This is a genomic window from Confluentibacter sediminis, from assembly GCF_003258355.1.
Lineage (GTDB): Bacteria > Bacteroidota > Bacteroidia > Flavobacteriales > Flavobacteriaceae > Confluentibacter > Confluentibacter sediminis.
Genome location: NZ_QKPO01000004.1, coordinates 253533 through 279423, shown reverse-complemented (window position 1 = coordinate 279423; position 25891 = coordinate 253533). Strand labels below are relative to the sequence as shown.

20 protein-coding genes are annotated in these 25891 nt (G+C 34.0%); 4 read left to right on the top strand and 16 right to left on the bottom strand.

Features of this window, described 5'->3' with window-relative positions; all coding sequences use genetic code 11:
* Window positions 1-9 precede the first annotated feature (9 nt).
* The 12 genes from DKT72_RS18645 to DKT72_RS04615 all read right to left on the bottom strand — a co-directional run bounded on the left by DKT72_RS18645 (window position 10) and on the right by DKT72_RS04615 (window position 18319).
* A complete protein-coding gene (locus DKT72_RS18645; protein WP_111307548.1) occupies window positions 10-1425 on the bottom strand; it encodes a TlpA family protein disulfide reductase in 1416 nt (471 codons plus the stop codon).
* Window positions 1426-1435: 10 nt separating this feature from the next.
* Window positions 1436-2737, bottom strand: a complete 1302-nt coding sequence (locus DKT72_RS04665; protein WP_111307547.1) for a TlpA family protein disulfide reductase — start codon at window positions 2735-2737, stop codon at window positions 1436-1438.
* A gap of 16 nt (window positions 2738-2753) precedes the next feature.
* The gene (locus tag DKT72_RS04660; RefSeq protein WP_111307546.1) at window positions 2754-3851 is read right to left on the bottom strand and encodes a TlpA disulfide reductase family protein; all 1098 of its coding nucleotides are present in this window, start codon (window positions 3849-3851) and stop codon (window positions 2754-2756) included.
* Between the two features lie 8 nt (window positions 3852-3859).
* Window positions 3860-5311, bottom strand: a complete 1452-nt coding sequence (locus DKT72_RS04655) for a RagB/SusD family nutrient uptake outer membrane protein (protein WP_111307545.1) — start codon at window positions 5309-5311, stop codon at window positions 3860-3862.
* Between the two features lie 20 nt (window positions 5312-5331).
* Entirely contained in the window at window positions 5332-8874 is a 3543-nt protein-coding gene (locus DKT72_RS04650) for a SusC/RagA family TonB-linked outer membrane protein (protein WP_162623238.1), read from the bottom strand.
* 170 nt (window positions 8875-9044) lie between these two features.
* Entirely contained in the window at window positions 9045-10178 is a 1134-nt protein-coding gene (locus DKT72_RS04645; protein WP_111307543.1) for a FecR family protein, read from the bottom strand.
* 133 nt (window positions 10179-10311) lie between these two features.
* Window positions 10312-10869 (bottom strand): RNA polymerase sigma factor, encoded by a 558-nt coding sequence (locus DKT72_RS04640; protein WP_111307542.1) that lies wholly within the window; start codon window positions 10867-10869, stop codon window positions 10312-10314.
* A 441-nt stretch (window positions 10870-11310) separates the two neighbouring features.
* Window positions 11311-12150, bottom strand: coding sequence for a phospholipase A (locus tag DKT72_RS04635; protein WP_111307541.1), 840 nt, complete (start codon window positions 12148-12150; stop codon window positions 11311-11313).
* Between the two features lie 58 nt (window positions 12151-12208).
* Window positions 12209-13513, bottom strand: a complete 1305-nt coding sequence (locus tag DKT72_RS04630; protein ID WP_235841612.1) for a TolC family protein — start codon at window positions 13511-13513, stop codon at window positions 12209-12211.
* A 7-nt stretch (window positions 13514-13520) separates the two neighbouring features.
* Complete coding sequence (locus DKT72_RS04625) at window positions 13521-16637, bottom strand: efflux RND transporter permease subunit (protein ID WP_111307540.1); 3117 nt, start codon at window positions 16635-16637, stop codon at window positions 13521-13523.
* Window positions 16638-16648: 11 nt separating this feature from the next.
* Entirely contained in the window at window positions 16649-17707 is a 1059-nt protein-coding gene (locus DKT72_RS04620; RefSeq protein ID WP_111307539.1) for an efflux RND transporter periplasmic adaptor subunit, read from the bottom strand.
* Window positions 17708-17734: 27 nt separating this feature from the next.
* Window positions 17735-18319 carry a TetR/AcrR family transcriptional regulator gene (locus tag DKT72_RS04615; RefSeq protein ID WP_111307538.1) on the bottom strand — a complete coding sequence of 195 codons (585 nt, stop codon included), beginning with the start codon at window positions 18317-18319 and terminating at the stop codon, window positions 17735-17737.
* A 747-nt stretch (window positions 18320-19066) separates the two neighbouring features.
* Here DKT72_RS04615 and DKT72_RS04610 point away from each other — a divergent pair.
* From DKT72_RS04610 to DKT72_RS04600, 3 genes are read left to right on the top strand one after another with little or no spacing between them, the layout of a single operon-like run.
* A complete protein-coding gene (locus DKT72_RS04610) occupies window positions 19067-19276 on the top strand; it encodes a type II toxin-antitoxin system Y4mF family antitoxin (RefSeq protein WP_111307537.1) in 210 nt (69 codons plus the stop codon).
* A 2-nt stretch (window positions 19277-19278) separates the two neighbouring features.
* Complete coding sequence (locus DKT72_RS04605) at window positions 19279-19593, top strand: HipA N-terminal domain-containing protein (protein ID WP_111307536.1); 315 nt, start codon at window positions 19279-19281, stop codon at window positions 19591-19593.
* Window positions 19586-20515 carry a HipA domain-containing protein gene (locus DKT72_RS04600; protein ID WP_111307535.1) on the top strand — a complete coding sequence of 310 codons (930 nt, stop codon included), beginning with the start codon at window positions 19586-19588 and terminating at the stop codon, window positions 20513-20515. The genes DKT72_RS04605 and DKT72_RS04600 overlap by 8 nt, the downstream gene beginning before the upstream one ends.
* Before the next feature lie 119 nt (window positions 20516-20634).
* Here the strand turns inward: DKT72_RS04600 and mnmE are convergent, their stop codons facing one another.
* Window positions 20635-22023: a tRNA uridine-5-carboxymethylaminomethyl(34) synthesis GTPase MnmE gene (mnmE, locus tag DKT72_RS04595; protein WP_111307534.1), complete on the bottom strand. Its 1389-nt coding sequence runs from the start codon at window positions 22021-22023 to the stop codon at window positions 20635-20637.
* A gap of 338 nt (window positions 22024-22361) precedes the next feature.
* On the opposite strand from mnmE, the gene DKT72_RS04590 reads away from it, so the two are divergent.
* Window positions 22362-22772: a hypothetical protein gene (locus tag DKT72_RS04590; RefSeq protein ID WP_111307533.1), complete on the top strand. Its 411-nt coding sequence runs from the start codon at window positions 22362-22364 to the stop codon at window positions 22770-22772.
* On the opposite strand, the gene DKT72_RS04585 is transcribed toward DKT72_RS04590, so the two are convergent.
* The 3 genes from DKT72_RS04585 to menD form a co-directional block, all read right to left on the bottom strand.
* Window positions 22761-23594 carry a CvfB family protein gene (locus DKT72_RS04585; RefSeq protein WP_111307532.1) on the bottom strand — a complete coding sequence of 278 codons (834 nt, stop codon included), beginning with the start codon at window positions 23592-23594 and terminating at the stop codon, window positions 22761-22763. The two genes, DKT72_RS04590 and DKT72_RS04585, sit on opposite strands and share 12 nt — an antisense overlap.
* 118 nt (window positions 23595-23712) lie before the next feature.
* The gene (locus DKT72_RS04580) at window positions 23713-24051 is read right to left on the bottom strand and encodes a DUF2853 family protein (protein ID WP_111307531.1); all 339 of its coding nucleotides are present in this window, start codon (window positions 24049-24051) and stop codon (window positions 23713-23715) included.
* Between the two features lie 68 nt (window positions 24052-24119).
* Window positions 24120-25880 (bottom strand): 2-succinyl-5-enolpyruvyl-6-hydroxy-3-cyclohexene-1-carboxylate synthase, encoded by a 1761-nt coding sequence (gene menD, locus DKT72_RS04575; RefSeq protein WP_111307530.1) that lies wholly within the window; start codon window positions 25878-25880, stop codon window positions 24120-24122.
* Window positions 25881-25891: the final 11 nt, after the last annotated feature.

The window sequence follows — 25891 nt, the reverse complement described above, 5'->3', positions numbered from 1 at the left end:
ACTATTTAATTATGCGCCTTTTCGGGCTAACTCTATCATTTGCGATAATTCTTCGGCCACAACTTCATCTTTACCTTCAAAACCTTCCAATTTAAATCGTATTTTCCCTTCTCCATCAATAATAAATTTAGCAGGAATTCCATTTGCGCCAAAGGCTGTAACAGCAGGAGGTACTTTAGTAACTGGATCTTTAGTATCCATATATAAATCGAAAGAATAATCGCGTTTGCTTAGAAAATTCTTAGCATCTGTTAAAGGATCTTTTACATTTTCCCATGTATGGATAAAAAGAAACTTAACATTAGCATCATTCGCATATCTATCTACAGCCATTTGCATGGCAGGAAAAGATGCCACGCACGGGCCACACCACGTTGCCCAAAAATCCAAAACAATGGTTTTACCTTTAAAATCTGCCAAAGTGACCTTTTTCCCATTCACATCTGTTACATAAAAGTTTGGTGCAGGTTCACTAATCAATAATGGTTTAACCTGATCTCTTATTTTGGATATAAACTCTTTTTGTAATGAGTCTATATAAGTATTTACATCCTTATTTGGGTTTAATGTTTTATACCCTATTCTAACCTGATCAACATATCTTTTTTCGTTCTTACCCTCTTTTATCATTTCGGATAAAATTGGCAAGGTTTCCTCGTAATTCTTATCAAAAACTGATGATAAGAAGGCATAATTTTCTACGAGGGTTCTATCTTTATCTTCTGTATTATCATAAGACTCTTTAGTATACATGTAAGCCTTCTCATTTTTTCCTGCTTTAAAGAGAAGTTTACCATACCTATTGATGTAGTCGTAGTATACAGGTTTAGGATCTATCTTAAGCGGATTACTAAGAGCTGTGTTTTCCTTCATTTTTTTTACGCCATCTATCTCTTTAGTGGCAATATCTAAAGCCTGATCAAAATCTATTGGCTCCATTAAATCAAGATTCATAGTTATAGCCGCTACTCTATAAACCTGATCCTCCATTGAGTCAATGTATTCCATTACTTTAGTCCCATTAGGTACTTCAGCATAAGCCATGGCTACTAAATTTTTTTCCAAATCCATATTCACATCGGGATACTCATTATGTAAAGATTTAAAATGATCTTCTATTTCTTCTGGACCACCTTTCAACTTAAGAAATGACATCATTCGTATCATACTTGCCTGTGTACTTTGTGGATATTTCTTATTAAGACGTTTTATTACCGCATTTTTTTTATCATCATCTTTATTGTAATATTCAATCAAAACAAATAAATCTTCAGCCGTTCCATTCTCCAATCTGCTAATATTTTGATTGAGCACCTTTTGATTTTTTTCGTTTTTTAATGCCTCCAATTTAGGATCTAAATCAAGTTCTTGTGACATTATACTTAACGATGTAAGCACTAAGATGAATAATATTTTATAATTCATGTCTTTACTTTTAACTTTTATTCTTAGCCTTAGTAATTTCTACCATAGCCTTTAGCTTATAATATTCTCTATCGGTAGAACCTGCATAAGCTATAGAATAAAACCTGATATTGCCCTTGGTATCAAAAACTATTTTATTTGGTGTTGCAGCTACCTCATATGTTTCGTTATCCTCATCATGTAATACATCCAGAGAAATCCCTTTTTTGGCTATAAAGCTTTTAACTGTTTCTTGCTCTTCAAAAATATCGATAACAAAAAGTTGAAAAGGCTCGTTTTTATATTCAGCAACAACTTGTTCAAATCCTGCAAAGGAAGCCACACAAGGTGTACATGCGGTAGTCCAGAAATCAATAACTAGAATTTTTCCTTTATAATCATTAAAATTTATGGTATTACCATTCAGGTCTGGCAAAGAAATCTCATATGCATGCTTAGTAGCATTAAAAACAGCAAATGATTCACCACTACCGCTAGGATCTGGAATTGTACCTTCAAACGGAATCGTACTTTCTGCTATATAATGTTTTTCAACTTCTTTGTATTCCTTTTCATAAGCCTCTTCCTGTAAGTCTGTAATTAATTTATCCGCTCCTTTATCATTTCCATGAACTTTTTTATAAACCTTTCTTAAAGTCTTAACCAACTTTGGGTTTGAATCTGCATTTCTAACAGCTTCTACTAAAGTATCTAAAGCCTTTTTATCCTCACCAGCTGCTGATAAAACAATAGCATATCGATTATAGTAATTAGCTTTTGAATCTTTAAAATATTTAATTTCCCTAGCTCCATCCTTAATCTCCGATGACTTTTGAATGTTTTTCAAAGCTATATCAACGTTTCCTAATTCTGCATTGGCCATGGCATTTACCTCCAGTAGTACTTGTAATTGAAAAATACCTATTACATCATCATCGTTACTTTTCTTCTCAATATCATCTATAAGGCGTTTTGAAATTTCTTTAACAATATTTAAGTAATTCTCATCTTCTACCAAATCTTGTAAAACATAGGTTAAGTTAATCAAGCTTACCCCTGAAACTTCAGGATCCGTTTGCATATAGTACCTGTATTTTTCAATATTCCCCTTAGCTAGCCAATCCGTTGCAAGAGCTACACGGAACACATTATACAGTTTAGTATTAGATTCATCCTCAGGCTCTTCCTGAAGCATTTTATTAAAATACACCTCCTGATCTTCTACTTTGACAATTAAATTAAAATCCTGGTAGTTGTACTTTTTAATTGCTTCCTGTTGCCCCCAACTTGAACAGGTTATCATTATCAAAAGACATATTAATAGTTTATTCATAGTATTTTTATTTAGTTTATTTAATTAATTCTGCAAGTTTTTGTTGTAACGCCTGCCCTTTTAAGCCTCTCCCTATAATTTTTCCATTTTTGTCTATAAGAAAATTATCTGGAATAACGCTTACGCCATAAAGTTTTGCTGCTTCATTATCAGCCCCTTTTAAATCACTCACTTGTTTCCATGGCAGACTATCTTCTTTTATCGCTTTTAACCAAGCTTCTTTATTGGAATCTATGGAGACAGCTAGAATTGTAAAATTCTTATCTTTGAATTTCTTATATGCATTAAGAACATTTGGATTTTCTGCCCTACAAGGGGCGCACCAACTTGCCCAAAAATCCAAAAGCAAATACTTGCCCTTGTAGGATGCAAATGATACGGGATTGCCTTCTGGGTCATTCATGGTAAAGTCTGCTGCGATTATTTCTCCAGACTCAAACTTCTTTGCCTCATCCAATCGTGGTTTTAAAGCAACAATTTTTGGCGTATTTTTCATTCTGTCGCTTAAAACCTCATACATTGGTTCTACTAGATTTAGGTTTATTGCACCTCCTGTTGTAAACAAATCCATAAGATCAACGCTAACGTAACGGTCAGGATGGCTTTTAACAAAGTCCGTAACCAAATTTTCATAAAAAGCCATTGTTATTTGATCTCCTTTTAGGGCTTTGGATTTTGTTTCACTCATCTTAGCATATGCTTGCCAGGCTTTCTCCTCTCCACCTCCTCCTGAATAAGACGCTATACCAGTTGAATCAAAAGAGACATCAATAGTTCCATCTAAATAAATTAGAGCTACATTTTTCATAGTTGAACCATCCTGCTCAATTTGGGAACTATCTCTAACCTTCTTTGTAAGAGCTATTAAATTTAATTCTGCCAATTGTGGTCTGCCTATTGTTCCTTTAAATTCAAATTTCCCATTTTTAATGGCAGTAGTATCTGATTTATAAGCTTCGCCTTTATCATTTTCAGGATATGACATTACAGCTATATCTGCCTTTATATCTGATGAAATTTCACCCTTTATAGTATATTCCACCCATGTAGAATCATTATGTTTACAAGCCGAAATTAGACTTGTAAACAATAATAACAACAAATATTTCCTCATAGTTTTATTTAATCATTTTCAATTAAATTCGGGTTTTGTGAAGTAACTACTCCTCCAAATCTTAATACCAATCTTTCTGGAGTTAGTGTATAACTTTCCAATAAGTCACCTTCGGAACTATATTTATTATGTGTGTAATTAACTAAATCATTATAATCTGGATCTACAGATAATCTTCTCATATCAAACCATCTATACCCACTTAATGGAAACTCCCGAATACGCTCTTCAAAAATAAATTTCACTAAATCATATTGATTTGATCCAATTTCTGTTGGAATAGACGCATCACTTACAGGCATTCTTTTAGATCTAAAATCTTCAAGTGCAGTAGTTGCTTCTTCTAAAAACCCTAAACGTGCATTCGCCTCAATTATTAATAAATAAACATCTGGTAAATATACTCCCGCTTGTTGTTGTAATGGACCAACTTTTCTTAACATACCATTAGGGTAATAAGGGGAAAAACCAAAAAATTCTGTATCTGAGAAAAAGTTTAATCTTAAATCGGAACTATTATACAAATTTGCTGTTTCTGTACTTATTACAAATTCATTATTAATAAATGCCCACGCATTGAAAATAGACTTGTCATATAATACTTCTGTATTATCATTTGATAAAATGGATGCAGGACCAAAAAAAGGACTTAATGGCGTAAATACACCACCATCTAAAAATTCTATATTATAGTCATAAAGATCTACATTAATTTGAGAGCTTTGCGCATAATTTAATGCTTGATTTAGGTGTTCTAATGCACTATCATATTTATGTTGGAACATTAATATTTTACCTAGCAAGCCTTCTGCTGCCGCTTTAGATGCTCTATGCCTGTTACTAACCGATTCTGGCAGATAGGGTATGGCACTTTCAATATCCTCTATAATGAAGTCATAAACCTCTTCAACAGTATTTCTAGTAAAGTTGGTGGATGTAATGTTTGAATATGTAATGATAGGAAGTCCTAAATCTGAACTAGCTGTAGTCGCATCATATGGCTTTCCATAATAATTTATAAGCATAAAATAATTAAAAGCTCTTCCTAAACGCGCCTCAGCTTCAAGCTCTTGCTTTTCTGAATCAGTACCTCCATTAGAGTCACTTACTTCGTTAATTATTTTATTATAAACATACAAGGATGCCATGAATGGTTTAAGCTCTTGTGAATTTTGATCTGGATTATAAATATCGGCCTGCCACTGAAACGTTCTGCGAGGTCTTAGTTCAATAGTTGAATAAAATGGTTCTATAGCTGCCACTTCATCTCCCATTGGAACAGTAATATCAGATAATTCCCTTAATGAAGGATCTTCTAATAACAAATCATAATCTTCAGTATTTTGTGCTATTAAATTCCCTTTGGGAGTCACTTCTAAAAATTCTTCACTACACGAAACCATTGATGCAGCAAATAATGATAAAACAAATAACCTTATATAAAATATTTTAATATTCATGAGTAATAGTATTAGATTTATTAAATGGATAAATGAACACCTAAAGCAATGCTTCCTTGATTTCTTTTTATATCTCTTAAACCAGCGCCAAAAGAGGTATACTGAAATTCTGGATCGATGCCAGAGTTATTAGCTTTCCAAAGCATTATATTTGAGACTGATAATCTAAAAGTTAAATTATCTATGCTAAGTTTATCCAACGCCTTTTTTGGAATTCCGTAAGACAATGTAATGTCTCTTAATTTTATATAAGAAGCATCTAATACATTTGTATTTCCTTTGATATAATAATTAACATCTCTAGTATTTCCAGTAAAAGATCCTGTAGAATCATAAGAAGGAATATCTGTAATCAATTCGTCTCCTGGATTTTTCCACCTGTTTACAAAATCACTGTGAGGAACAGTTTCTAAGAGTGATGAGTAACTTCTATTTACATCCTTTCTCATTACATGCCCCAAATTGTATATTGTATTTATACTTAAATTAAAGTCCTTATATCTAAATGAATTAGAAAAACCGCCACTCCAAACTGGTTGTGTGGTTCCCATATATAAAATATCATCCTCTAAAGTAACACTTGGTTCTTTTGTTATTGTACCGTCATTTAAACGAATTAAAGGATCTCCTTCTGCATCCAAACCTTGATAATCATAAGCAAAGACTGCAAATGCAGGATAGCCTTTTAAATAGGATACATTAACTTTTCGTTCACCGCTTGTAATCTCACCTGGTAATACTAATTCTGTAATTTTGTTTTTATTATGAGCCAATGTAAACAAAGTAGTCCAACCAAAATTTTCATTTTGAATATTAGTTGTTTTCAATGTTAATTCCACACCTTTATTTTCCATACTTCCAAAATTTCCTATAGCTGATGAAAATCCTGAAAACACATTAAGAGGTAATTGACCTAAAAGGTTATCTGTACTTTTCTTATATATATCTAAAGAAGCTGTTAATGTATTAAACAATCCAAAATCGATACCAAAATTTATAGTTTTGGTACTCTCCCATACTAAATTTGGGTTACCTGGTGTTTGAATAGTTAAAGGAATGATGTTTCCTGTTAAACTATAATCTGTTTGTGGTCTTAAAATATCATACGATGAAGATATTCCTGGTGTAGGTGAGTTGCCAGTAACACCATAAGTTCCCCTTAAATCTAGAAAATTAACTGGTGTCACATTTTCAAAAAATGTTTCTCTTCCAATACTCCACTTACCACCAACACTCCATGTTGGCCTATTTTGAGCTGATTTATCTAAACCGAACAAATTACTTTTATCCCTTCTCCAACTCCCGTTAATGGTATATTTTCTATTTAAGGTATAACCTGCGTTCAAATAGTAGGACGTAAATCGGCTTAAAACCTCAGATTGTGTAAAGGTATCATCTGTTAAAAAACTTTGGCTCCCAAAGCTTGGCATTACAGGGTCATCAATACCTTCATTTTTTAATGTGGCATAATCCACAGATAAATAAGTTTGCAATAATGGGTTATAACCACGCACCGTTGTACTTGTAACTTCGGTTAATTGCTCTTGTGCTTCTTGTCCCAGTATTATATTAACTTTATGTTTACTATCATTCCAACTTTTATCAAATGACAATTGATTTCTTACGGTATAATTTCTATTAGAAATATTGCTTTCTGTATACCTACCTCCTGTTTCAGGTAGATAATAAATAGGAATGTCGTTTGGAGAATCTGCAACAGTAAACTGGGCTAATTCACTTCGTACACTATAACTTTCATCACTAGTGTAATTGGAAGTCTTATTAGAACCTTGAGTATAGCTGTAAGTACCATTAAACTTTATATCATCAAAGATATCAATGTTAACCCTTCCGATTAAGCGTGTGTTAAAAGCTTCTGAAATTTTGTCTGAAAAATTTCTTTCATCTAAAGGGTTATAATTCAAATCAATTCTAGACCTTGCTTCAAAATCTGCTCTAACATCTTCGGTTAGTATCCCCATAAAAGGAACTGACATATTGTTACCATTCCCGTCTTTAAATAGTTGATATGGGAAAAAGCTATTGGTAATACTTAAATTATTTTTAGTAAGTGCTTTTGTTTTTGTGAAATCGGTAATTAAGAAAGACTTAATTTTTTCATTAAATTTAAAATCTTGTCTGACATTTAATTTATAAAGTTTATCAGTATCCCCTGGTCTATCTGATTTAGTATCAGTATATGCCATAGATGCATAAACGGAATGCTTTTCTCCACCAGCTGAAAGAGTTAAAGTATGATTGGTTTGCATGGCCTCCCGATACCATAATTTCTTAATTTGATTTCTATTATTAATATTAGATAAACTATCCAACTTAGTATCTGCAACACTACTAGATATAACACCACGATATTCATCATAAAGCGTTTGCAAATGTGGAGGGGTGCCGCTAGCGCCAAAAATATAAGCGTTTAATTCATTATAAGAGTTAGATTCCGGATCAAAAACTTCTTTTGATGCCTTAATTAATTCTGCGCTATTCAAGTAAGGTTGATAATTTAAATCTGGACGACCTTGAATATTAGTAAAGACATCATAATCAATCTTTAATCTGCTATTACTTTCTCCTTTTTTAGTGATGACTACAATAACACCATTTGCAGCTCTAGCACCCCAGATCGAGGCAGCTGTTGCATCCTTTAAAACCGTAATATCCTCTACATCTTGTGGGTTTATATAAGAAATGTTATTGGTTGGAATCCCATCTACAACGAATAAGGGATTCCTATTGGTACCTGCACCTGTCGCTGTATTATTGTTAGCATCCAATGTACCAATACTTGTTAGGCCTCTTATTAAATATGGATTTGAAGCAGCGTCAGGGGAATTATTAATAGTCAATCCAGCCACCAATCCATCTATTCTTTGAAGTATATTCATTGAAAAAGTTCTGTCTTTTGCTATTGTTAAATCTGGTTTAGAAAAAGAACCTGCACTACGCTCTTTTGCGATCTTTTCATAACCCGTTGAAATCAATTCCACACCTTGAAGTTCTGTGATATCCTCTTCTAAAGTAATATCTATCTTTGTTTTATCACCTACTAAAACTTCTTTAAACTTAAACCCTAAAAACTTAAAAACAAGTATACTTTCTGCCGATGGCACTGTTATTTCATAATTACCATCATAATCTGATATCGCCCCAGTATCAGTGCCTTTTACAAATATAATAGCACCACTAATAGGTAGTCCATTTACATCTTTTACCTTACCAGTTACTTTAATGTGTTGTTGCGTGTTTTTACCTTTAATTATAATTTTATTATCCGTTGATAAAACTATATAAAAAGCATTTTTAGAAAGACTATTTTGTAAAAGCTTATTTACGCTAATTGTTCCTTTTTTTAATTTTATTTTAGGTGTGTCCTTAAATAAATCTTGAGGATAAATGAAGCGAAAATCGGTTTGGGTTTTGATGATATCGAATACTTCATCAATAGATACTTCTTTATCAGCATCAATAGTTACTTTTTTTTGGGCCAACCCGTTTTCTGAATTTAAAGCCAAAACAGTTGTACATAATAAAAAGATTAATGTTCTCATAATCGTTAATAAGCTGCGTTTTCGAACGATATAACAGACATCAGTTAATTTAATTTCCATAAATTTGCTTTGTGTTAGTTAGACAATGGTTTTAATTAATACTTTCTAGAGGGACGAAGTTGAGTCATCGCCAAATGTTTGACTTCGCTCTCTTTTTTATTTTATAATTTTCATTTAAGCATTATAGTTTTATTATTGATTTCATAGTTTTTAATCACTCCTAAATTTTTGATGGTCTCTAATATTTCTTCAATGCTTTGTTCCTTACCAACTACACCATTAAAACCTATGGATTCAAGATCTTTATTTTCAAAATCTACTTCCATATCATACCATCTAGATAAAACTTGCATAATCTCTTTAAGTGTCTTTCTTTTAAAACTAAACACGCCTTCTTTCCATGAGGTTTGATCGTATACATTAACATCAGCAATACCCAAAACCTTTGTAATAGGATTCAAATTTGACTGCTCTCCAGGTTTTAAAATTTTACTTTGGGTTTCAAAACTTACTTCTACTTTACCCTTTACCAAAGTGGTGTAGATATTTTTTTCTTCTTTGTAAGCTTTAATGTTAAACTCTGTTCCCAAGACCTCAACTTCCTGTTTGTTGTGAATTACTTTAAAATGAGATCCCTTGTGTTCGGTACTATGTGACACTTCAAAATAAGCTTCACCATACACAAGTTCCACTTGTCTTAATTGGCCATCGTTAAAAGCTACAGGGTATTTTAGTTGAGATTCAGAATTCAACCAAACCTTAGTGCTGTCGGATAACATCATATAAAACTTACCACCTCTAGGAATGGTTAATGTATTATAAGCAATTTCAGCTTTACTTTTTTCTCCTACATGGTAAATAATTTCTTTACCATTACTGGTAACGTTTTGGGTTTCGTAGGTATTACCTTTTTCCAACGCTATTGTTTCTCCAGTTTCCAAAGTAAGGGTCGCTTTATCAGCTCCTATTTTTATATTGTTATTTACTATTACAGGCTCAACAACTTGCGCATCATTTTTATTAAAAATAAAAGTGATGGAAATCAATAACACTAAAGATGCAGCAACGGCTACGTATTTCAAATAATTATTTTTTGTTTTATTTAATGCTGGTTTTATTTGTTTTTCAATAGCATTCCAACCTTTTTCAACATCAACAATATCTAAATCTTTAGAATAATTTTCGCTGACACTATCAAAATAGGCTCTGTGTGTTTCAGACTCATTATACCATGAGTTAAAAATAACTTCCTCTTGGTTAGTGAGGGTGTTATTAAGTTTTTTTATAATTAATTTGAACTCCATTTTAGTTTTATCTAGTTTGTTTGCTATGCTTTAACATTAAGACAACAATAAGATAACAATGGGTGACAAAAAAATTATTTTTTTTTCAATAAAAAAACCTAAAGCCTAAATATAAATCAATACATAGGAGTTTTTAATGATGTATTTGAAGCAAAACAAGAATAATTGATAATAATTCTGTAATTTTTTCTTTCGCCCTTTTTAATTGGGTTTTAACAGTATTAACCGATATGTTTAACTCTTGGGCAATTTCTGTATATTTATAATTGTGTAGAAATTTTAATTTAACTACCTGTTGCATTTTTTCTGGTAGGGTATCAACAATTTTCAAAATTTGATGATACACTATACTTTTATCCTCTTCAGAAGCAGAGTTGAAAACATGCTCCGTAATTAAATTTATATTAAATTCTAATATCTCAAAACTATCTGTGATCTTAATCGATTTCAAATAGTTTAAGCATCTGTTTCTTACCATAGAATATAGGTATCCTTTTAAAGAAGTTTCTATATTTATCTTACTGGCTTCTTCCCATATGTAAATAAAGACTTCTTGCACTATATCTTCGCTTGAATCTTTATCGAAAAGATAACCATTTGCATACGTCACTAAATCTGCATAATGCTTATCAAAAAAAATTTTAAAGACTTTTCGATTTCCTTTTTGTATTTCGGAAATTATAAGATTCATGTATTTGCTGAAAGTTTTAGATTAAACAAATCTAATGAATTTGCTTGTGTAAAATTATTTTACCTAACAAACATACACGATTTTGTTAATTTTAATCAATTATTTACAAGGATGTGTAATAAATTAAGAAACAAATGTTTCACCTTTGGCATTCGGCACTTCATTTAACTGATGAACTAAAAAGTAAATTTACCGAGAGCTAGATGGTCCGGATACTGAAAGAGAACGAACTAGTGAAGAGCGTCAAGGAGATATCCTGAGAGCTCGGGATCGACAAGAGCACTTTTCATTACTGAAGCAAGAAATACGGGAGCCATAGATTACAAATCGAGGTTGTTCAGAACATTTTGTTCTTTGGCAGCTTACTGTGAAAACCCAAATGGATTTATAGAATTGTAAGCCACTAATGCGTTAGAACCTAAACGCATTGTCATATGTTAACTATCTAAAAAAAGAAAATTCATTTGTTTTGATCACATAACCTACACGAATCATACTTTTTGATTCCTTATAATTGAGCAGGCCTTCTGCCTGACCCAGATAATATTCCAACATGAAGTATTGATTTGAATGATTTTGTTTAAAAGGATTGAAATATATACGCGATCTTATGAAGCCCTTTGCGTCAAAGTTTAGTCCCTTTCGCATTCTGAGGGTAACATACAGCTTGTTAGGTTTCCACTCATGTTCTAGGTTTACTTCCCCAAGACCGGTATACTCTAAGAGTTCACGATTTTCATTTTTGTAGGCAAAAGGTGCCCACAGCTCAAAACTTCCACGGGTATTCTTAAAAATCTTCGTGATATAGGAAAAGGTTATCCGGTTCCAACTTCGAGAGTAAATACTGTCACGTCCGTTCGATTCATGCTCCAAAGATACAGTAAAGAGGCCTCTTAACCGATCCTTCTTATCAAAAATGGGTTTTCCCCATGTTATAGAAGGATTGAAATTGATGTCTTTAAAAGGAAAAGAATCTTCATAGATGTTCCAAAAAGCTTTTTGGGTATAAGTGAGGAACAAATACGTATCCCAAGGCAATTTATCCCGGGTGATCATCTGTTTAAAACTGATTTGGTATTTAGCATCGGAACTACTTGAGCTTATTGCTGTATTGGTAGGAATCCCGGTGACAAAATAATTGTCCTTATGAATGGAGAAATAGGGAAGTTTTTGGACAGAATCCTTAAACTGTTCTCTCGTTATGATTTGTGCTCCAACACTGGAGACACCAAGAAAGATAACACCAGCAAAAGCTAGAAGGACTGATTTTTTTAGTTTCATATTAATAAGCTATTAGAAGCTGTATCCTAAGGTGGTTCAATAGAGAACTCCTCCTGTATTATAAATTATCGGTTATGAACAAATACTTCGATTCTGCTATTCTGTAGTTGGCATAGGCATTGACGTACTCAGCTTCCGCAGCTTGTTCTTGTTGTTGGGCATCTAATAGATCGGAAAGATTGTTAAGTCCGCTGTTATAATTATCCCGTTGTACCTTTAGGTTCTCATTGGCATAGTCCCTATTTTCTTTCGCATATTTAATCTGCTTAAAGGCATCCATCAGGTCATACCACGATTTCATAATTCCTATCGTAAGCTGGTCTTTTCGATTTTCAAAACTATTTTGAACAATTTTTTCCTGCAGTGCTTTTTGCTTTACTTTTTGGCGACCGGCACCCCACCAGTCGGATATGGGTATACTCACCATCCCAAAAGCAAACGGCATAAACTGACTGTCAAAAGCGTTGTTGAATGACCCAAAATAACCCGCATTAATCCCCACCGAAACTTGAGGAAGCAAGTCGGCTTTAGCAATTTTAGACTGCAATTGGGATGCAGTAATCGATTTTTCAAGCAGCCTGTAATTATTGTTGTCTTGCAAATCGAGATCAGGTCTAGCATACGTAAACTGAGGTGGGTTAACGCGCTGCAAAGTATCAATGACTACGGTCGTCGTATCGTAGACTTTTCCAACATACAAGCCTAGGTCAAGCAATGCCAGTTTACGCAGATGACCCAATTTACTTTGTTGTAAAAGTACCCGGCTGCGGTTAGTCCTTACTTGGAGTAATTGATTTTTAGCGATTAGCCCGGCTGATAAGAGGTCTTGTTGCTGTTTTAATAATTCATCCAGATAAATATTACTGGCTTGAATGGATTTTAGTTGTTCTTGTACTTGAACCAGTTGCCAGTATTTTTGCGTTGTATTCAACACTACCGAATCTATAGCCTGCTCAGCCTGAATGGTTCGGGTTTCAGCCAAAAGGCGTGCTAAATTATTGGCATTTCTGATTTTTCCACCGGCATAAATCGCTTCTGTCGCCATGACACTGGACTGATAAAAATTATCGATGCCGTTGGGTAGCATTTGAGGTATAGGCGGTATAAATTCATCAAACCCGTACACGCCAATTCCCATGGCACTAACCTGAGGAAAATAATTAGCAAGAGCCTCGCGTTTGGCCACTTCTGCTTGTTCTATTCTTACTTTTCCGTTTTTTATATCGTTACTGTACGACAATGCGGCTTGCTTAACTTCTTCTAAATTCAGTTTTTGTTGTGCAAGTAGGCTTCCACAGGACAAAAAACTCAACATACACCAGATTACAACGGGCGTACTTTTTGGTATTAGCATTTTTTTCATAATCGTTTTAGGCGTTTGCATTAGTGTGTGATATTTCTTCTTGTTCCTCTTTTTCGTTCCTAAAAAACAACCAGTATAGTACCGGTAAAACAAATAAGGTGAGGATCATAGACAGCATTAAACCAAAGGCGATAACCGTACCTAAGGGTCCCCATAAAGTGGATCTGCTGATGATCATGGGGGTAACCCCAACGGCAGCTGCAGAAGAGGTAAGGAAAATGGGACGCATTCTCCGTTTGGCAGCGTGTGCCGCAGCTTCGTATACCGAATGCCCGTGATGGATGCGCAGTTCATTGGCAAAATCGATTAAAATAATACCGTTTCGTACCACGATACCACACAGTGCCAACAGCCCCAAGAAGGAAGTAAACCCAAAAGGATACTGCATCAACATTAATCCTAAAGCTGCACCAAATATGCTGAGGGGCATCGTTATAAAACTCAACGCAGCCTGTTTAAATTCCCTGAAATGCCAAAGCAGGATCAGGAAAACAATAAGGACGCTTATGGATAGGGAAATTCCCATAGGAACCAGATTTTCCTCGCTCATTTCATATTCCCCTCCATAGCCTACGGTGATGCTACTGGGTAGATTGAGTTCTTCGATTTTAGGACGAAGCTTACTCAATACTTCATTGGCTACGGCACCTTTTTCAATATCCACACGTACCGTTAAGCAGCGCATTCCGTTACGTCTTACGATTTGTTCCTGTTGCCAACTTGGGGTTATTTCGGCTACTTGACGTAGTGGTAACGTTTTACCGGTTGCAGGTGAAATAATCGATAATTCCCTAAGACTGGAAACGGATTGATCTTTATGATCTTCAGCCTTTATTTTAACGTTAATCGCATAATCACCGTCCCAAACCTGTGTTGTATTTAAACCTTCCATATTCATAGCTATGGTATTGGCGATGGCTTCACGGGTGAGTCCTATGCGAGAAGCTTCTTCTTCATTAACATCGATAGCAATGGTGTGCTGCATTTCACCATAATTGGTTCTGGACCAAATGGTTTGCGGTGTTTCCCGTGCTAAGTCAATGATTTTATTTCCATAGTTTTTCAAGGTGTCAATATCATCACCAAAAAGACGCACCTCTATCTGTGCCGGTTTGGCAATCAAATTGAGTTGTTTCATCCGCAAATAGGCGTTGGTGAATAGTTCTGAATATTTTTTATCATATTCAATCAGCACTTCTTCCGTTGCGTCGTCTGAAGTAGTGGTGACCAATATTTGCGCATAGTTTTTAGCGGGCAGATTAGGTGCATATACCACATGGAAACGCGGTGAACTTGTGCCTATAAAACTGGTATAGTTTTCAATGCGGTCGTCCTTTGCCAAGACCTTCTCAAATTCTTTTACCACTTTTTCGGTTTCATCGAGACTGCTGTTTTTAGAAAGGTAAACTTCAATCGCAAACTGATTGCGTTCAATTACTGGAAACAATTCTTGAGACAACTTTGAGAAGAGAACAATACCCACAACTATAGATAGTATGCCAATTAATACGGTCATTCTATAGTGCTTCATAGCACTTTCCACACTTTTATCAAAAAAGACCTGCAATCTTTCTAACATCGATTTTTTCTTCTTATCTTCTTCCTTTTTGTTATGATGCAATCCTCTTTTAATAAAAATGGTATTGAAGAAAGGCACTAAGAGTACTGAAATGGTAAGCGAAAGAAATAATGCGAGCATTATGGTATAGGGAAACGTACTTAAAAAGTCTTTGGCGACTCCCGACATAAAAAATACCAAAGGCAGAAAGGTGGCAGATATGGCCAAAGTGGCCGTGAATACAGAAGGAAAAAGTTCTTTGGCACTGTTGAAAGCCGCCTCCCAAACCGACTGCCCTTCATCAAGTTTCTCCACGTGATTGTCTATCACCACAATGGGATCATCTACCACAATACCAAGCACGATGATCAAAGCCGCCAAGGTCACAGTATTAAGCTCCATCCCCAACATATACATCAATGCAAGCGTGGCAAGTATGGTGATGGGAATGGTGGCTGCAGCAACTGAAGCTACGCGAAAGGGCAACAGTAGAAGCGTTACAATAATTACTCCCATAAGGGCAAAGCCGAATTCTTTAAGGAAATGGCTTATGGAGTGTTGTACCACCTCGGGTTGATTCGCGATTTTTGTGATTTGAATATCCTGAGGAAGTTGGGTTTTAAACACATTGAGCTGTTCATCTATTCGGTCTCCAAATTGTACGATATTGTTGCCGGAAGCCATCTCAAGCGTTATGATCATCGCTTTGGTACCACTAGCTGTAATAAAAGAGTCCGGATCGTCGTATTCCCTTTTTACCCGAGCGATGTCTTTGATGCGGATCACACTACCATCCCGTTCGGTCTTTACAATGTGATTGGCTATATCGGTAACATTTTTAAGGAACACATCCATATTTATAGGGCGGTCAAAAGTAGGGGATTCTAAAGTTCCGTTTGGCCGTATGGTACCCTGTGTTTGCAGGCTTTGCATTAAAGTTGCCGGACTAATACCGTATTGTGCCAATTTGTTTTGGTCAACATACACCGCAATTTGCTCGGTAAGTCCCCCAGAGTGGCTAATCTTTGCCATTCCTTTAACCTGGCGCAGTTGATCTTCGATTTCTTCTACGTGTTTTTGCAGATCTTTATAAGGTCTGGTCTTAGATTCTACAGCGAGGATCATCGCGGCCGTACTCCCAAAATCACTATTCACTATAATGCCCTTAACACCAGGAGGAACACTATGCTGCTGAAAGATCAACAGGTCATTTTTAAGCTTGTTCCAAAATTGTTCGGTTTCATTGCTGCCTACACGGTTGGCAACCTCTACATAAATATACATTTCCCCATCGTGCGAGTACGAATAGGTCTTTTCTTTGTCCACTTCATTGTAGCTGAATAAGAATTTTTCAACTTTAGCGGTAAGCTGCTCTTCCACTTCCTGTGAATTAGCACCGGGATAATATCCAATGACCAATCCTTGCCTAATGGTAAATTCAGGAAATTCGTTACGGGGCATATTGAAAAGCCCTAACAAGCCAATCAGTACAAATACAAAAGCCAATGCCAGCGGAAAGGCCTTGTTTTTCATAGCCCATTCTATTATAGAACCTTGTTTTTTCATAAAATAGGGACTTAGTGTTTGTTTGTAATGGTAACTGGAGTACCTTGGGTGAGCTTATGATAGCCTGAAGTAATAAGCTGATCGCCTTGCTGTAAACCTTCTGTGATGGAGATGCCGTTGTTATATAAGCTTCCTGTTTTTACAAGTCTCCGTTCTGCTTTGTTTTGGCTATTGACCACATACACAAAATTTTCATTCGTGTCTGTTACCGATACGGTTTCTACTGGAATGATGAAGCGGGAAGAATTTGGTTTTGAAACATATTCGCTTTCAGGAAGCATTACCGTACAGGCCATACCAGGCTTAATTTTCTTATCATCATTCTTAATGGTGATTTTTGCGGTATAGCTTGGCGTGTTATAGTCTGACTGTATGGCTATTTCTGTGATTTCACCTTCGTACTCCTTATCTAAGACCTCTATTTTCACAAGTGCTGTATCACCTATTTTATACTGGTTTACCTGATCATCTGAAATGGGGATGATGGCTTTGAGCTTATCAATATCAAAAAATTCTACAATAGGATGTCCCGGCGAGGCCAAATCTCCGGTTTCCATCATTTTCCGACCCACATACCCCGTAAAGGGTGCGGTAATACGGCTAAATTTTACGTTTTGGTAGCTAGCTTGGGCGGCGGCGTCTGCCTGTTTATAATTGGAGCTGGCCTCTACCATTTTTACTTCAGCAATACTTCCTTTGTTATACACTTCCTCGATCCGGTTGTAATTATCTTTTGCCAGTTCAGCTTGTGCCTTTCGGGCTTCATACTGTTTTTGGTAGGCTGTCGCATCTATTCTGGCAATAAGACTTCCTTTTTGAACAAAATCACCCATATTTACCGGAAATTGTTCAATAACTCCGCCTACCTGAAAGCTGAGCCGCAGGCTTTTATCGGCCTCAATCCTACCGGTGGCTACATAAGATGCGTTGGGATTATTTGAATCAGGACTCCCCAGAGTTAAAGTTTTTACCGTAATTGGGGGGATTTCCCGGGTTTTGTATTCGTTTTTGCAACTTTGAAGCGTTAGCGTTGCGAAGCATATCAAAAGAAGGGGATAAAACTGGCGCATATTGATTTTAGTTTTAGGAATTATAGATTAATTTTTTAAACCTTTTATAAGAATGCTTATAAGCCACTGGAGCCGGACGGGCATATTTTCTATGGTACCAAAAAGCAACATTTCTTTTTCTAAGCTATTGAGTGCGGTTACCATAGCTATGGCTAAAAATTGAATTTCTCCAGAACTAATAGCCGTGATTTCATTTTTGTCCAGTGACCAGTTCAGCATATTTTCGAAAATGGCGGTTTCTATTTGTCTTAACTTTCTTAATAGATAATAGGCAAGGTTTATGTTTTGTCGAATGTCTTCCAATAGAAAGGTATACTCGGTGGTTTTACTGATAAGACTTTTTAATTTAAACTCATTGTAAAGCTTTAGGTTTTCTTCCAGGCTTTGGAAAGGTTTAATAATGGTTCGGGCCGGTTCAATAATCGAAAGGTATTCCAGCTCGGCCACTTGCTCAAAAACTTCATGTTTGTTTTTAAAGTAGTAGTAGAGTGTACTTCGTCCCTTATTGGCGGCTTTTGCGATATCATCCATCGTCACCTTTTCAAAGCCCAATTCTTTGAAAACAGCTGTAGAAGACTTTAGGATATGTTGTTTGACTAAGGCTTCTTTCATTCGACAAATATACTAAAAATGTTCAATTTTAGACAAAAAAATATGTTTTGTCTAAAAAAAAAGAATAGAGAATGGGATTTTACAGGATTTAATCCATAAAAATTACTCCATCACAATTTTAGTATGATAAGTTAGACACAAATTGATAACTCATCCTTAAAAACCAGCAGTCAAAATTTTCAAATTGATTGAAGCGAGGAATAGAGAACCTTACAAACTGTGGGGGCCAGAATAATCCAACTAGCATTAAAGCAGAGTTAAGGATTTCTTTAAGATGGCTAGGGAATAATGGTATCTTTAACTTGGTATAACGAGTTGTAACCAATTTCAGAAACTAAGCCAGTGCCAAGCCGTTAACCATTGCAAAAGTCTAGATTTCTAAGAAAAGATTAGATCCAATATGTAACTTTCCTTTAAATATGCTACATCACATCCTTTGGGGTCTAAATAAGGTGTAAATTTTTGTTTTCTTTTGATATTATCATGGTATCTATTTTACAAATTATCAACATAAGAGTATCTAAAATATCCGAGAAGTAACTTATAAAAAAAGCTACAAATATATAACTCTTTGATTAAAAAATTACCGCCTTAGCAGTAATTAAATACATTTTTTGTCTTTTCACCCGTAAAAACTAATCTCTTCTCCTTTATTTACTGCCATAACAGTAATAAAATGTGATTTTATATAAAAAAGGTTTCTATAAACATTTAAATTGAGTATTTTTACCGCTTAAACAGTATATAATGAATGATTTTGATTTAGGCACTTTTATAAAAGACCATCGAAAAAAAGCAGGACTTACCCAACTGGAGCTGGCCAATCTAGCAGGAGTTGGTAAAACAACTGTTTTTGATATTGAAAAGAATAAAGAAACGGTGCGATTAAATAATCTATTTGCAGTGCTTCAAGTACTCAACATTAAAGTGGAATTCAAAAGTCCGTTAACTAAATAATTATGAGACAAGCCATTATATTAACTCACGGAAAAAGAGCTGGAATTTTAACAGAAATTGCCACGGACAACTATATTTTTGAGTACGATCAAAATTATGAGGGTGAAGCAATTTCTTTAACCATGCCCACTAACCACAAAAAATATGGTTACAAATCCTTCCCCCCTTTTTTCGAAGGGTTGTTACCTGAAGGTGTTATGTTAGAAGGCTTATTACGTATTGCCAAAATTGACAAAAAAGATTATTTCTCCCAACTCCTTGCTACAGGAAATGATTTAGTAGGATCTGTAACAGTTCAATTATTGGAAAATGAATAGATGTCCCATTACATACGAATTATGCGGTGCGAATAAGTATAGCGAAAAAGGAATACGGACGATTGCTCCTAAATTAACGCACTTAAACGATTTGCCTTATACAGCAGTAGAATTACGTCAAGAAGCCGCAAATAGAGCTAAAAAACTATCTATTCAAGGCGTACAACCAAAGCTTAGTGCTTCTGTTTCGATAGTGGATCAAGAATTTAAAATTGTAGATCAATTTGGAACCTATATCATAAAGCCACAAAATGATTTGTTTCCACAATTACCAGAAAACGAAGATGTAACCATGCGAATGGCAAAAGCATTTGGTTTAGAAGTTCCTTTTCACGGCATGCTTTATGGTAAAGATGGTAGTTTATCCTATTTTATCAAACGTTTTGACCGCTATGGTAAAGGAAAAAAATGGGCTACAGAAGATTTTGCTCAATTAACTGGAAATACCAGGGATACAAAATACCGTTTTACAATGGAAAAACTTATTCCGGTACTTGACGATTATTGTTCGTTTCCTGCTATCGAAAAAGCTGATTTTTTCAGAAGAATTCTTTTTTGTTTTCTAACGGGAAATGAGGATATGCATTTGAAAAACTTTTCTTTAATTACTAAAAATGGGAAAACAACGCTCTCGCCCATTTATGATTTTCTAAACTCTTCTATAGCTATTAAAAATCCTGATGAAGACATAGCGCTCGCCCTAAAAGGAAAAAAAAGTAATTTGAAAGCAACTGATTTTATTGACTATTACGCTAAAGAAAGGCTACAACTCAATGAAAAAACAATAACTATAATTCTAGAACAAATTAAAAAAACTATACCTATTTGGAAGAAATTACTTGAGATCTCTTTTCTTTCTGAAGACATGAAAACAACATATTTAAAGCTGATGGAAACTAGACTAGTCATGTTTGAGCAGTAACATGTTCCGTCTTTATTTTATGCTATGTATTAAAGCACTTTAACCAATGTTGTGTTTACTAAAATTCATCTTGAAAATTATTTGATTTACAACCATTTAACATCAAATTAAATCAAAATCTATTTCCCGATACAGAAATTGGCAAAGATATTACCTAATAAATCATCATTAGTGATTTCTCCAGTAATTTCCCCAAAATAATACAATGCTTGCCTAATATCTATGGCTAGTAAATCTCCCGATAACCCCGAATCTAAACCTTGATTAACTTTAATGATTTCTTCCAAGGCTTTTTGCAAAGAATCGTAATGTCTTGAATTTGTTATTATGGTATCATTATTTCTCAAAGCACCTAGATTTACAAAACTGATTAACTTAGCTTTTAATTCTTCTACACCTAGTCCATTTTTGGCTGATAACAAGTCTAGGTTCGTGATTTGTGATTTAAGGTTTAAAATCTGTGCATCATTAAGTTTATCAATCTTATTAGCAATAACAATTAATGGTTTTTGCGGATATTTATTTTTTATTTTTTCAATCTCTACTTTAAATTGAAATTTTTCTGCTTTAAACTCTGCAGCATCAAATAAGTAAATAACAACCTGTGCTTGATCTATTTTTTCGAAGGTTTTTTTTATACCAATACTTTCAACAACATCTTTAGTATCTCTAATTCCTGCTGTATCAATGAATCGGAATCCTATCCCTCCTATTGAAATTTCATCTTCGATAGTATCTCTTGTCGTTCCCGCAATTTCCGAAACGATGGCTCTTTCTTCATTTAACAAGGCATTTAAAAGCGTTGATTTACCAACATTGGGCTCACCAACAATAGCGACAGGAATACCGTTTTTAATCACATTCCCAACGGCAAAAGAATCTATCAATCGTTTTAAAACAAACCCGATCCGCCCCACTAATTCTTTAAACTTGGTTCGGTCTGCAAATTCCACATCTTCTTCAGCAAAATCCAATTCAAGCTCTATTAAGGAAGCAAAATTCAATAGTTCTTCTCTTAATTTAGCAATTTCTGATGAAAATCCTCCTCGCATTTGTTGCATAGCTATTTGATGTGATGCTTCATTGTCGCTCGTAATTAAATCGGCTACTGCTTCAGCCTGACTTAAATCTAATTTTCCATTTAAAAAAGCTCGTAACGTGAACTCACCGGCTGTTGCCATTCGGCAGCCATTCCTAAGAAATAATTGAATAATTTCTTGCTGAATGTATTTAGAACCGTGACATGAAATCTCAACAACATTTTCTCCTGTATACGAATTTGGATTTTTAAAAACAGATACCAAAACTTCATCAATGGTTTTATCTCCATCCATGATGTGGCCTAAATGAATGGTATGCGTTTTTTGTTTTGATAACTGTTTACCCGTAACAGATTTAAACTGTTTTTCAGCTAAATGAATAGCATTAACTCCAGATAATCTTATAATAGCAATAGCTCCCGAACCTGATGGAGTTGCTAAAGCTACAATAGTGTCTTGATCAATCATAAGGCAAAAATAGAAAAATTGTAACGGTTATATGTCACATTTAGAAAACTTAAAAAACCTTGTCCTTAGTTTTTATATAATAAAAATTCGAAATACTTAGCAATGAAATTAAATATGTGATGCTTTTATGGCAATTCCATTTCTTTTAATAAATAACACACTTATCAAATATATTATAAAACCCTGATTTTTATAATTTTAAAACATGTAATTTTAGTTTTAAGGTTATTCTCATCAAAATTAGTAGACATAATATGAATTTAAGATAATAATATAAATACACGTAAAAATTCTATGCCTGTAGAGTATCTTTGCACTTGCTTTTTAAAAATGAGCATATGTCTATTAAAGAATCAGAGTTATATCAAAGTGTTAAAAACCACAAAACAATAGATTTAGGAAATCTTTTCTTTTTTGAAAACTATTTAGTTGCCGAATTTAATGAAGGTGTAGAAATTAATTATAGAAACTTTGAATCTGTTAGAGAACTCATTAGAGAGTACTTTGGAGATGAAAGCTTTGGGCTTATTAGTAATAGAATAAACTCTTATTCAATAGTTATTACTGATGCTCCTTTATTCAATCAATGTCAAAGTCTTAAAGCCTATGCAACGGTCACTTATAGCTTGTTTGCGGAAAAAGTATTTGATGTCGAAAATTATTTCTTTAAATTTAATAAGCAGAATTTCAATTCGTTAAACGATGCTAAAATGTGGGTTGAAGACACTTTAACTTTATCACTTAACTAAGTAAATCCCATCTGGTTTTATATCAATGGAGCGTTGTTTATATAACGTCCCTATAGCTTTTTTGAAATTTTTCTTGCTCATTTTAAGAGCCTCTTTAATCTCTTCTGGAGTCGATTTATCCGAAAGCTTTAAATAGCCACTATTATCTTCAAGTTCTTTTAATATCAATTCTGCATTAGGTTCTATACTTCTATAACCTATTTGACCCAAAGTGATATCTAATTTATTTCCTGGTCTAATTTTCTTTACAATTCCCTTAAGTTTATCGCCAATGCTTAAATCTGTGAAAATATTGTCTTTATAGATTAATCCTGTATGCTTTTTATTTATAATAACATTCATTCCTATATCCGATGGATGAGAAACAATTAAATCTACTTCATCAAATTCTTTTACAGTAAGTTCTTTATTATCCAAAAATTGATTGGTTTTACTAGAAGCTACTAATCTATCTGTTTTTTCATCTAAATAACAATATACCAAGTACCACCCACCCTTTTTCATGGGGAATGCTTGCTCTTTAAATGGACAAAACAATTCTTTTACTAATCCCCAATCTAAAAAGGCACCATAATCGGTTATTTGACTGCATCTCAATAATGCAAAATCATCTCGCTTTACATATGGAAAGTCTGTAGAAGCCACAGGGCGTTCTTCATTATCTAAATAAACAAAAACTTCTAATTTATCCCAAATTTTAAAGGATTCTGGAACGTATCGATTAGGCAGAAGCACTTCATTATTTTCGTCGTCAACTAAATAGATGCCATGATCTGTTTCTCGAAGTATTTCTAAGGTGTTTATTTGTCCTAAATGTATCATCCCGCAAAGGTATAATATTAGATTGAGTTTTTTTACTGCAATAAATTTTAAAAAAATAACATAAAAAAAGCATCACTTAAAAGGAGTAATGCTTTGTAAATGATATGCTCAAGATTAGTTAATAAGCGGACTCTTTTTTAAAGTGCTTAACTAATAAATAATATACAACAACTCTATATTTATTACGGTTGGATTTACCATATTTTTCCATAACAGCCTCAATGCCCTTATCTAAATCTGGACTATCTTTTAATCCTAACTTTTTAATTAAAAAATTATTCTTGACAGTCGCTAATTCAGCATCGTTAGAACCAGAAACTGTTGAGGAATCAGCATTGTAAATAGATGGCCCACAACCAATAGTTACTTTGGTTAATAAATCCATATCTGCTGTTACACCAAATTTTTCTTTTAAATCTGCAGCATATTTAACAATAAGTTCATCTCTTTTACTCATAATAAATTAGTTTAAGGTTAATAAAACACGGTTAAATATATTGTTTTTTTTATAAAAAAGATTATTAACTATGCTATGAAATTAAAATACTCTAAAAGAATATCATCATTCAGGATGCGAGGCGTAAAAATCTCTAACAATTTCGGATTTTCAGAATCGTTATAAAAAGTTTGTAATTTGTTTTTTATTTGTAATACCGTATTGGCGGAGAGATATTCTACATGATACATTTTACACAAATGCTTAGCCGTTAAATTATGGGTCGTTTCAAAATAAGTATCAAAATTATCACTGTTTTTATTTCCCGGTAAAATTCTAAAAATACCACCACCTTGATTATTAACGACTATGATTCTAAAATTTTTAGGAATGTAATTATTCCATAATCCATTACTATCGTAAAAAAAACTTAAATCGCCAGTTATAAAAACCGTAGGGCTTTTACTTACTACCGCACATCCTATTGCCGTACTCAAACTACCGTCAATACCGCTCGTACCTCTATTACAATATACTTCTATGGTTTTATTTAAATTGAATAATTGTACATAGCGTATAGCAGAACTGTTACCTACTTGAAATATATAATTTTTAGGTATGGATTGTAATAAAGTTTCAAATACACTTAAATCACTAAAGGGAATTTGTTTTAAATACTGTTTGTGCTTTTCTAATCGCTTTTGCTTTACTGATGCCCAAATATCTCTATAATTACTTTTAACATAATGGGTTATTTTCGGCAATAAGGCTTCAAAAAACTGATTTGGGGCTGCTTCAACATGGTTTGTTAAACAAAAAAAGGTATCATTTGCCAACTTCTTATCAATGTGCCAATGTTGCTTCGGTTGATATTTCCTTAAGAAGGTTTTTATTTTTTTAGAAACAATTAAACCTCCAAAAGTTATTAAAATATCTGGTTTTAATTGCTTTTGCTCTTCTTTTGATAAAGGTGCAATGATTTGATCTATACTAGGAAAAAAACTGTTATGGTGTAAATTGGATGTTGCTTCGGTAAACACGATAACACTATTATCTTCTGCCAGTTCATTAAGCCATTTTTGCTCTACCTCATTAGGATTACAAACCCCAACTAGAATCATTTTTTTTGCCGCAGAATTCCAATCTTCCAAACAACTTTGTATAATATAGGGATCGATTGGTTTCTCTTTTAAAGTAATCTCTGTTGCTTTTGGCTTAACGGTAAGTTTTTCTACAGTTTCGTATAAAGGTTCATCAAAAGGAATATTTATATGTACAGGGCCTTTATTTATAATGGCATTATTTATCGCCTCATTAATTTCAATTTCGTTATGCGTTTGAATATCTTTTTGAAAACCCAGAAACCGCTCTAACTTATCCTCTATATTTTTCATGATGGGTAATTCCTCATGCTCTGGAATATTATTTTCATCTTTAATATCCAATTTTAGATGGGAAGAAAATAAAATATGATTTTCAAACACATTCTTTTGGTTGATAGTTTGCCCATCACCAATACCAATTAAATGTTTTGGTCTGTCGGCAGATAAAACGACTAGTGGAATATCACTATAATACGCTTCAGCAATTGCTGGATAATAATTTAACAAAGCACTACCGGATGTACAAACAACAGCCGTAGGTTGTTGAAGTTTTTGTGCAATTCCTAAGGCAAAAAAAGCAGCACTACGCTCGTCCACAATGCTATAACACAAAAAGTAAGGATCGTTAGTAAAACCAATCGTGAGAGGTGCATTTCTACTACCAGGAGAAATAACAATATGTTTTATTTTCTTTTCCTTACAAAGCTGAATAACCGTTTGCGCAAGAGGTATTTTTGGGTAAATCATGTTGCTACTAA

Bases quoted from the DNA above. Each gene is read 5' to 3' on its own strand.
- DKT72_RS04620 (WP_111307539.1), bottom strand. From the start codon at position 17,707: ATGCGCCAGTTTTATCCCCTTCTTTTGATATGCTTCGCAACGCTAACG.
- DKT72_RS04590 (WP_111307533.1), top strand. From the start codon at position 22,362: ATGTCTATTAAAGAATCAGAGTTATATCAAAGTGTTAAAAACCACAAA.
- DKT72_RS18645 (WP_111307548.1), bottom strand. From the start codon at position 1,425: ATGAATTATAAAATATTATTCATCTTAGTGCTTACATCGTTAAGTATA.
- DKT72_RS04650 (WP_162623238.1), bottom strand. From the start codon at position 8,874: ATGAGAACATTAATCTTTTTATTATGTACAACTGTTTTGGCTTTAAAT.
- DKT72_RS04580 (WP_111307531.1), bottom strand. From the start codon at position 24,051: ATGAGTAAAAGAGATGAACTTATTGTTAAATATGCTGCAGATTTAAAA.
- DKT72_RS04600 (WP_111307535.1), top strand. From the start codon at position 19,586: ATGAATAGATGTCCCATTACATACGAATTATGCGGTGCGAATAAGTAT.
- DKT72_RS04645 (WP_111307543.1), bottom strand. From the start codon at position 10,178: ATGGAGTTCAAATTAATTATAAAAAAACTTAATAACACCCTCACTAAC.
- menD (WP_111307530.1), bottom strand. From the start codon at position 25,880: ATGATTTACCCAAAAATACCTCTTGCGCAAACGGTTATTCAGCTTTGT.
- mnmE (WP_111307534.1), bottom strand. From the start codon at position 22,023: ATGATTGATCAAGACACTATTGTAGCTTTAGCAACTCCATCAGGTTCG.
- DKT72_RS04655 (WP_111307545.1), bottom strand. From the start codon at position 5,311: ATGAATATTAAAATATTTTATATAAGGTTATTTGTTTTATCATTATTT.
- DKT72_RS04610 (WP_111307537.1), top strand. From the start codon at position 19,067: ATGAATGATTTTGATTTAGGCACTTTTATAAAAGACCATCGAAAAAAA.
- DKT72_RS04605 (WP_111307536.1), top strand. From the start codon at position 19,279: ATGAGACAAGCCATTATATTAACTCACGGAAAAAGAGCTGGAATTTTA.
- DKT72_RS04640 (WP_111307542.1), bottom strand. From the start codon at position 10,869: ATGAATCTTATAATTTCCGAAATACAAAAAGGAAATCGAAAAGTCTTT.
- DKT72_RS04615 (WP_111307538.1), bottom strand. From the start codon at position 18,319: ATGAAAGAAGCCTTAGTCAAACAACATATCCTAAAGTCTTCTACAGCT.
- DKT72_RS04635 (WP_111307541.1), bottom strand. From the start codon at position 12,150: ATGAAACTAAAAAAATCAGTCCTTCTAGCTTTTGCTGGTGTTATCTTT.
- DKT72_RS04630 (WP_235841612.1), bottom strand. From the start codon at position 13,513: ATGAAAAAAATGCTAATACCAAAAAGTACGCCCGTTGTAATCTGGTGT.
- DKT72_RS04585 (WP_111307532.1), bottom strand. From the start codon at position 23,594: ATGATACATTTAGGACAAATAAACACCTTAGAAATACTTCGAGAAACA.
- DKT72_RS04660 (WP_111307546.1), bottom strand. From the start codon at position 3,851: ATGAGGAAATATTTGTTGTTATTATTGTTTACAAGTCTAATTTCGGCT.
- DKT72_RS04665 (WP_111307547.1), bottom strand. From the start codon at position 2,737: ATGAATAAACTATTAATATGTCTTTTGATAATGATAACCTGTTCAAGT.
- DKT72_RS04625 (WP_111307540.1), bottom strand. From the start codon at position 16,637: ATGAAAAAACAAGGTTCTATAATAGAATGGGCTATGAAAAACAAGGCC.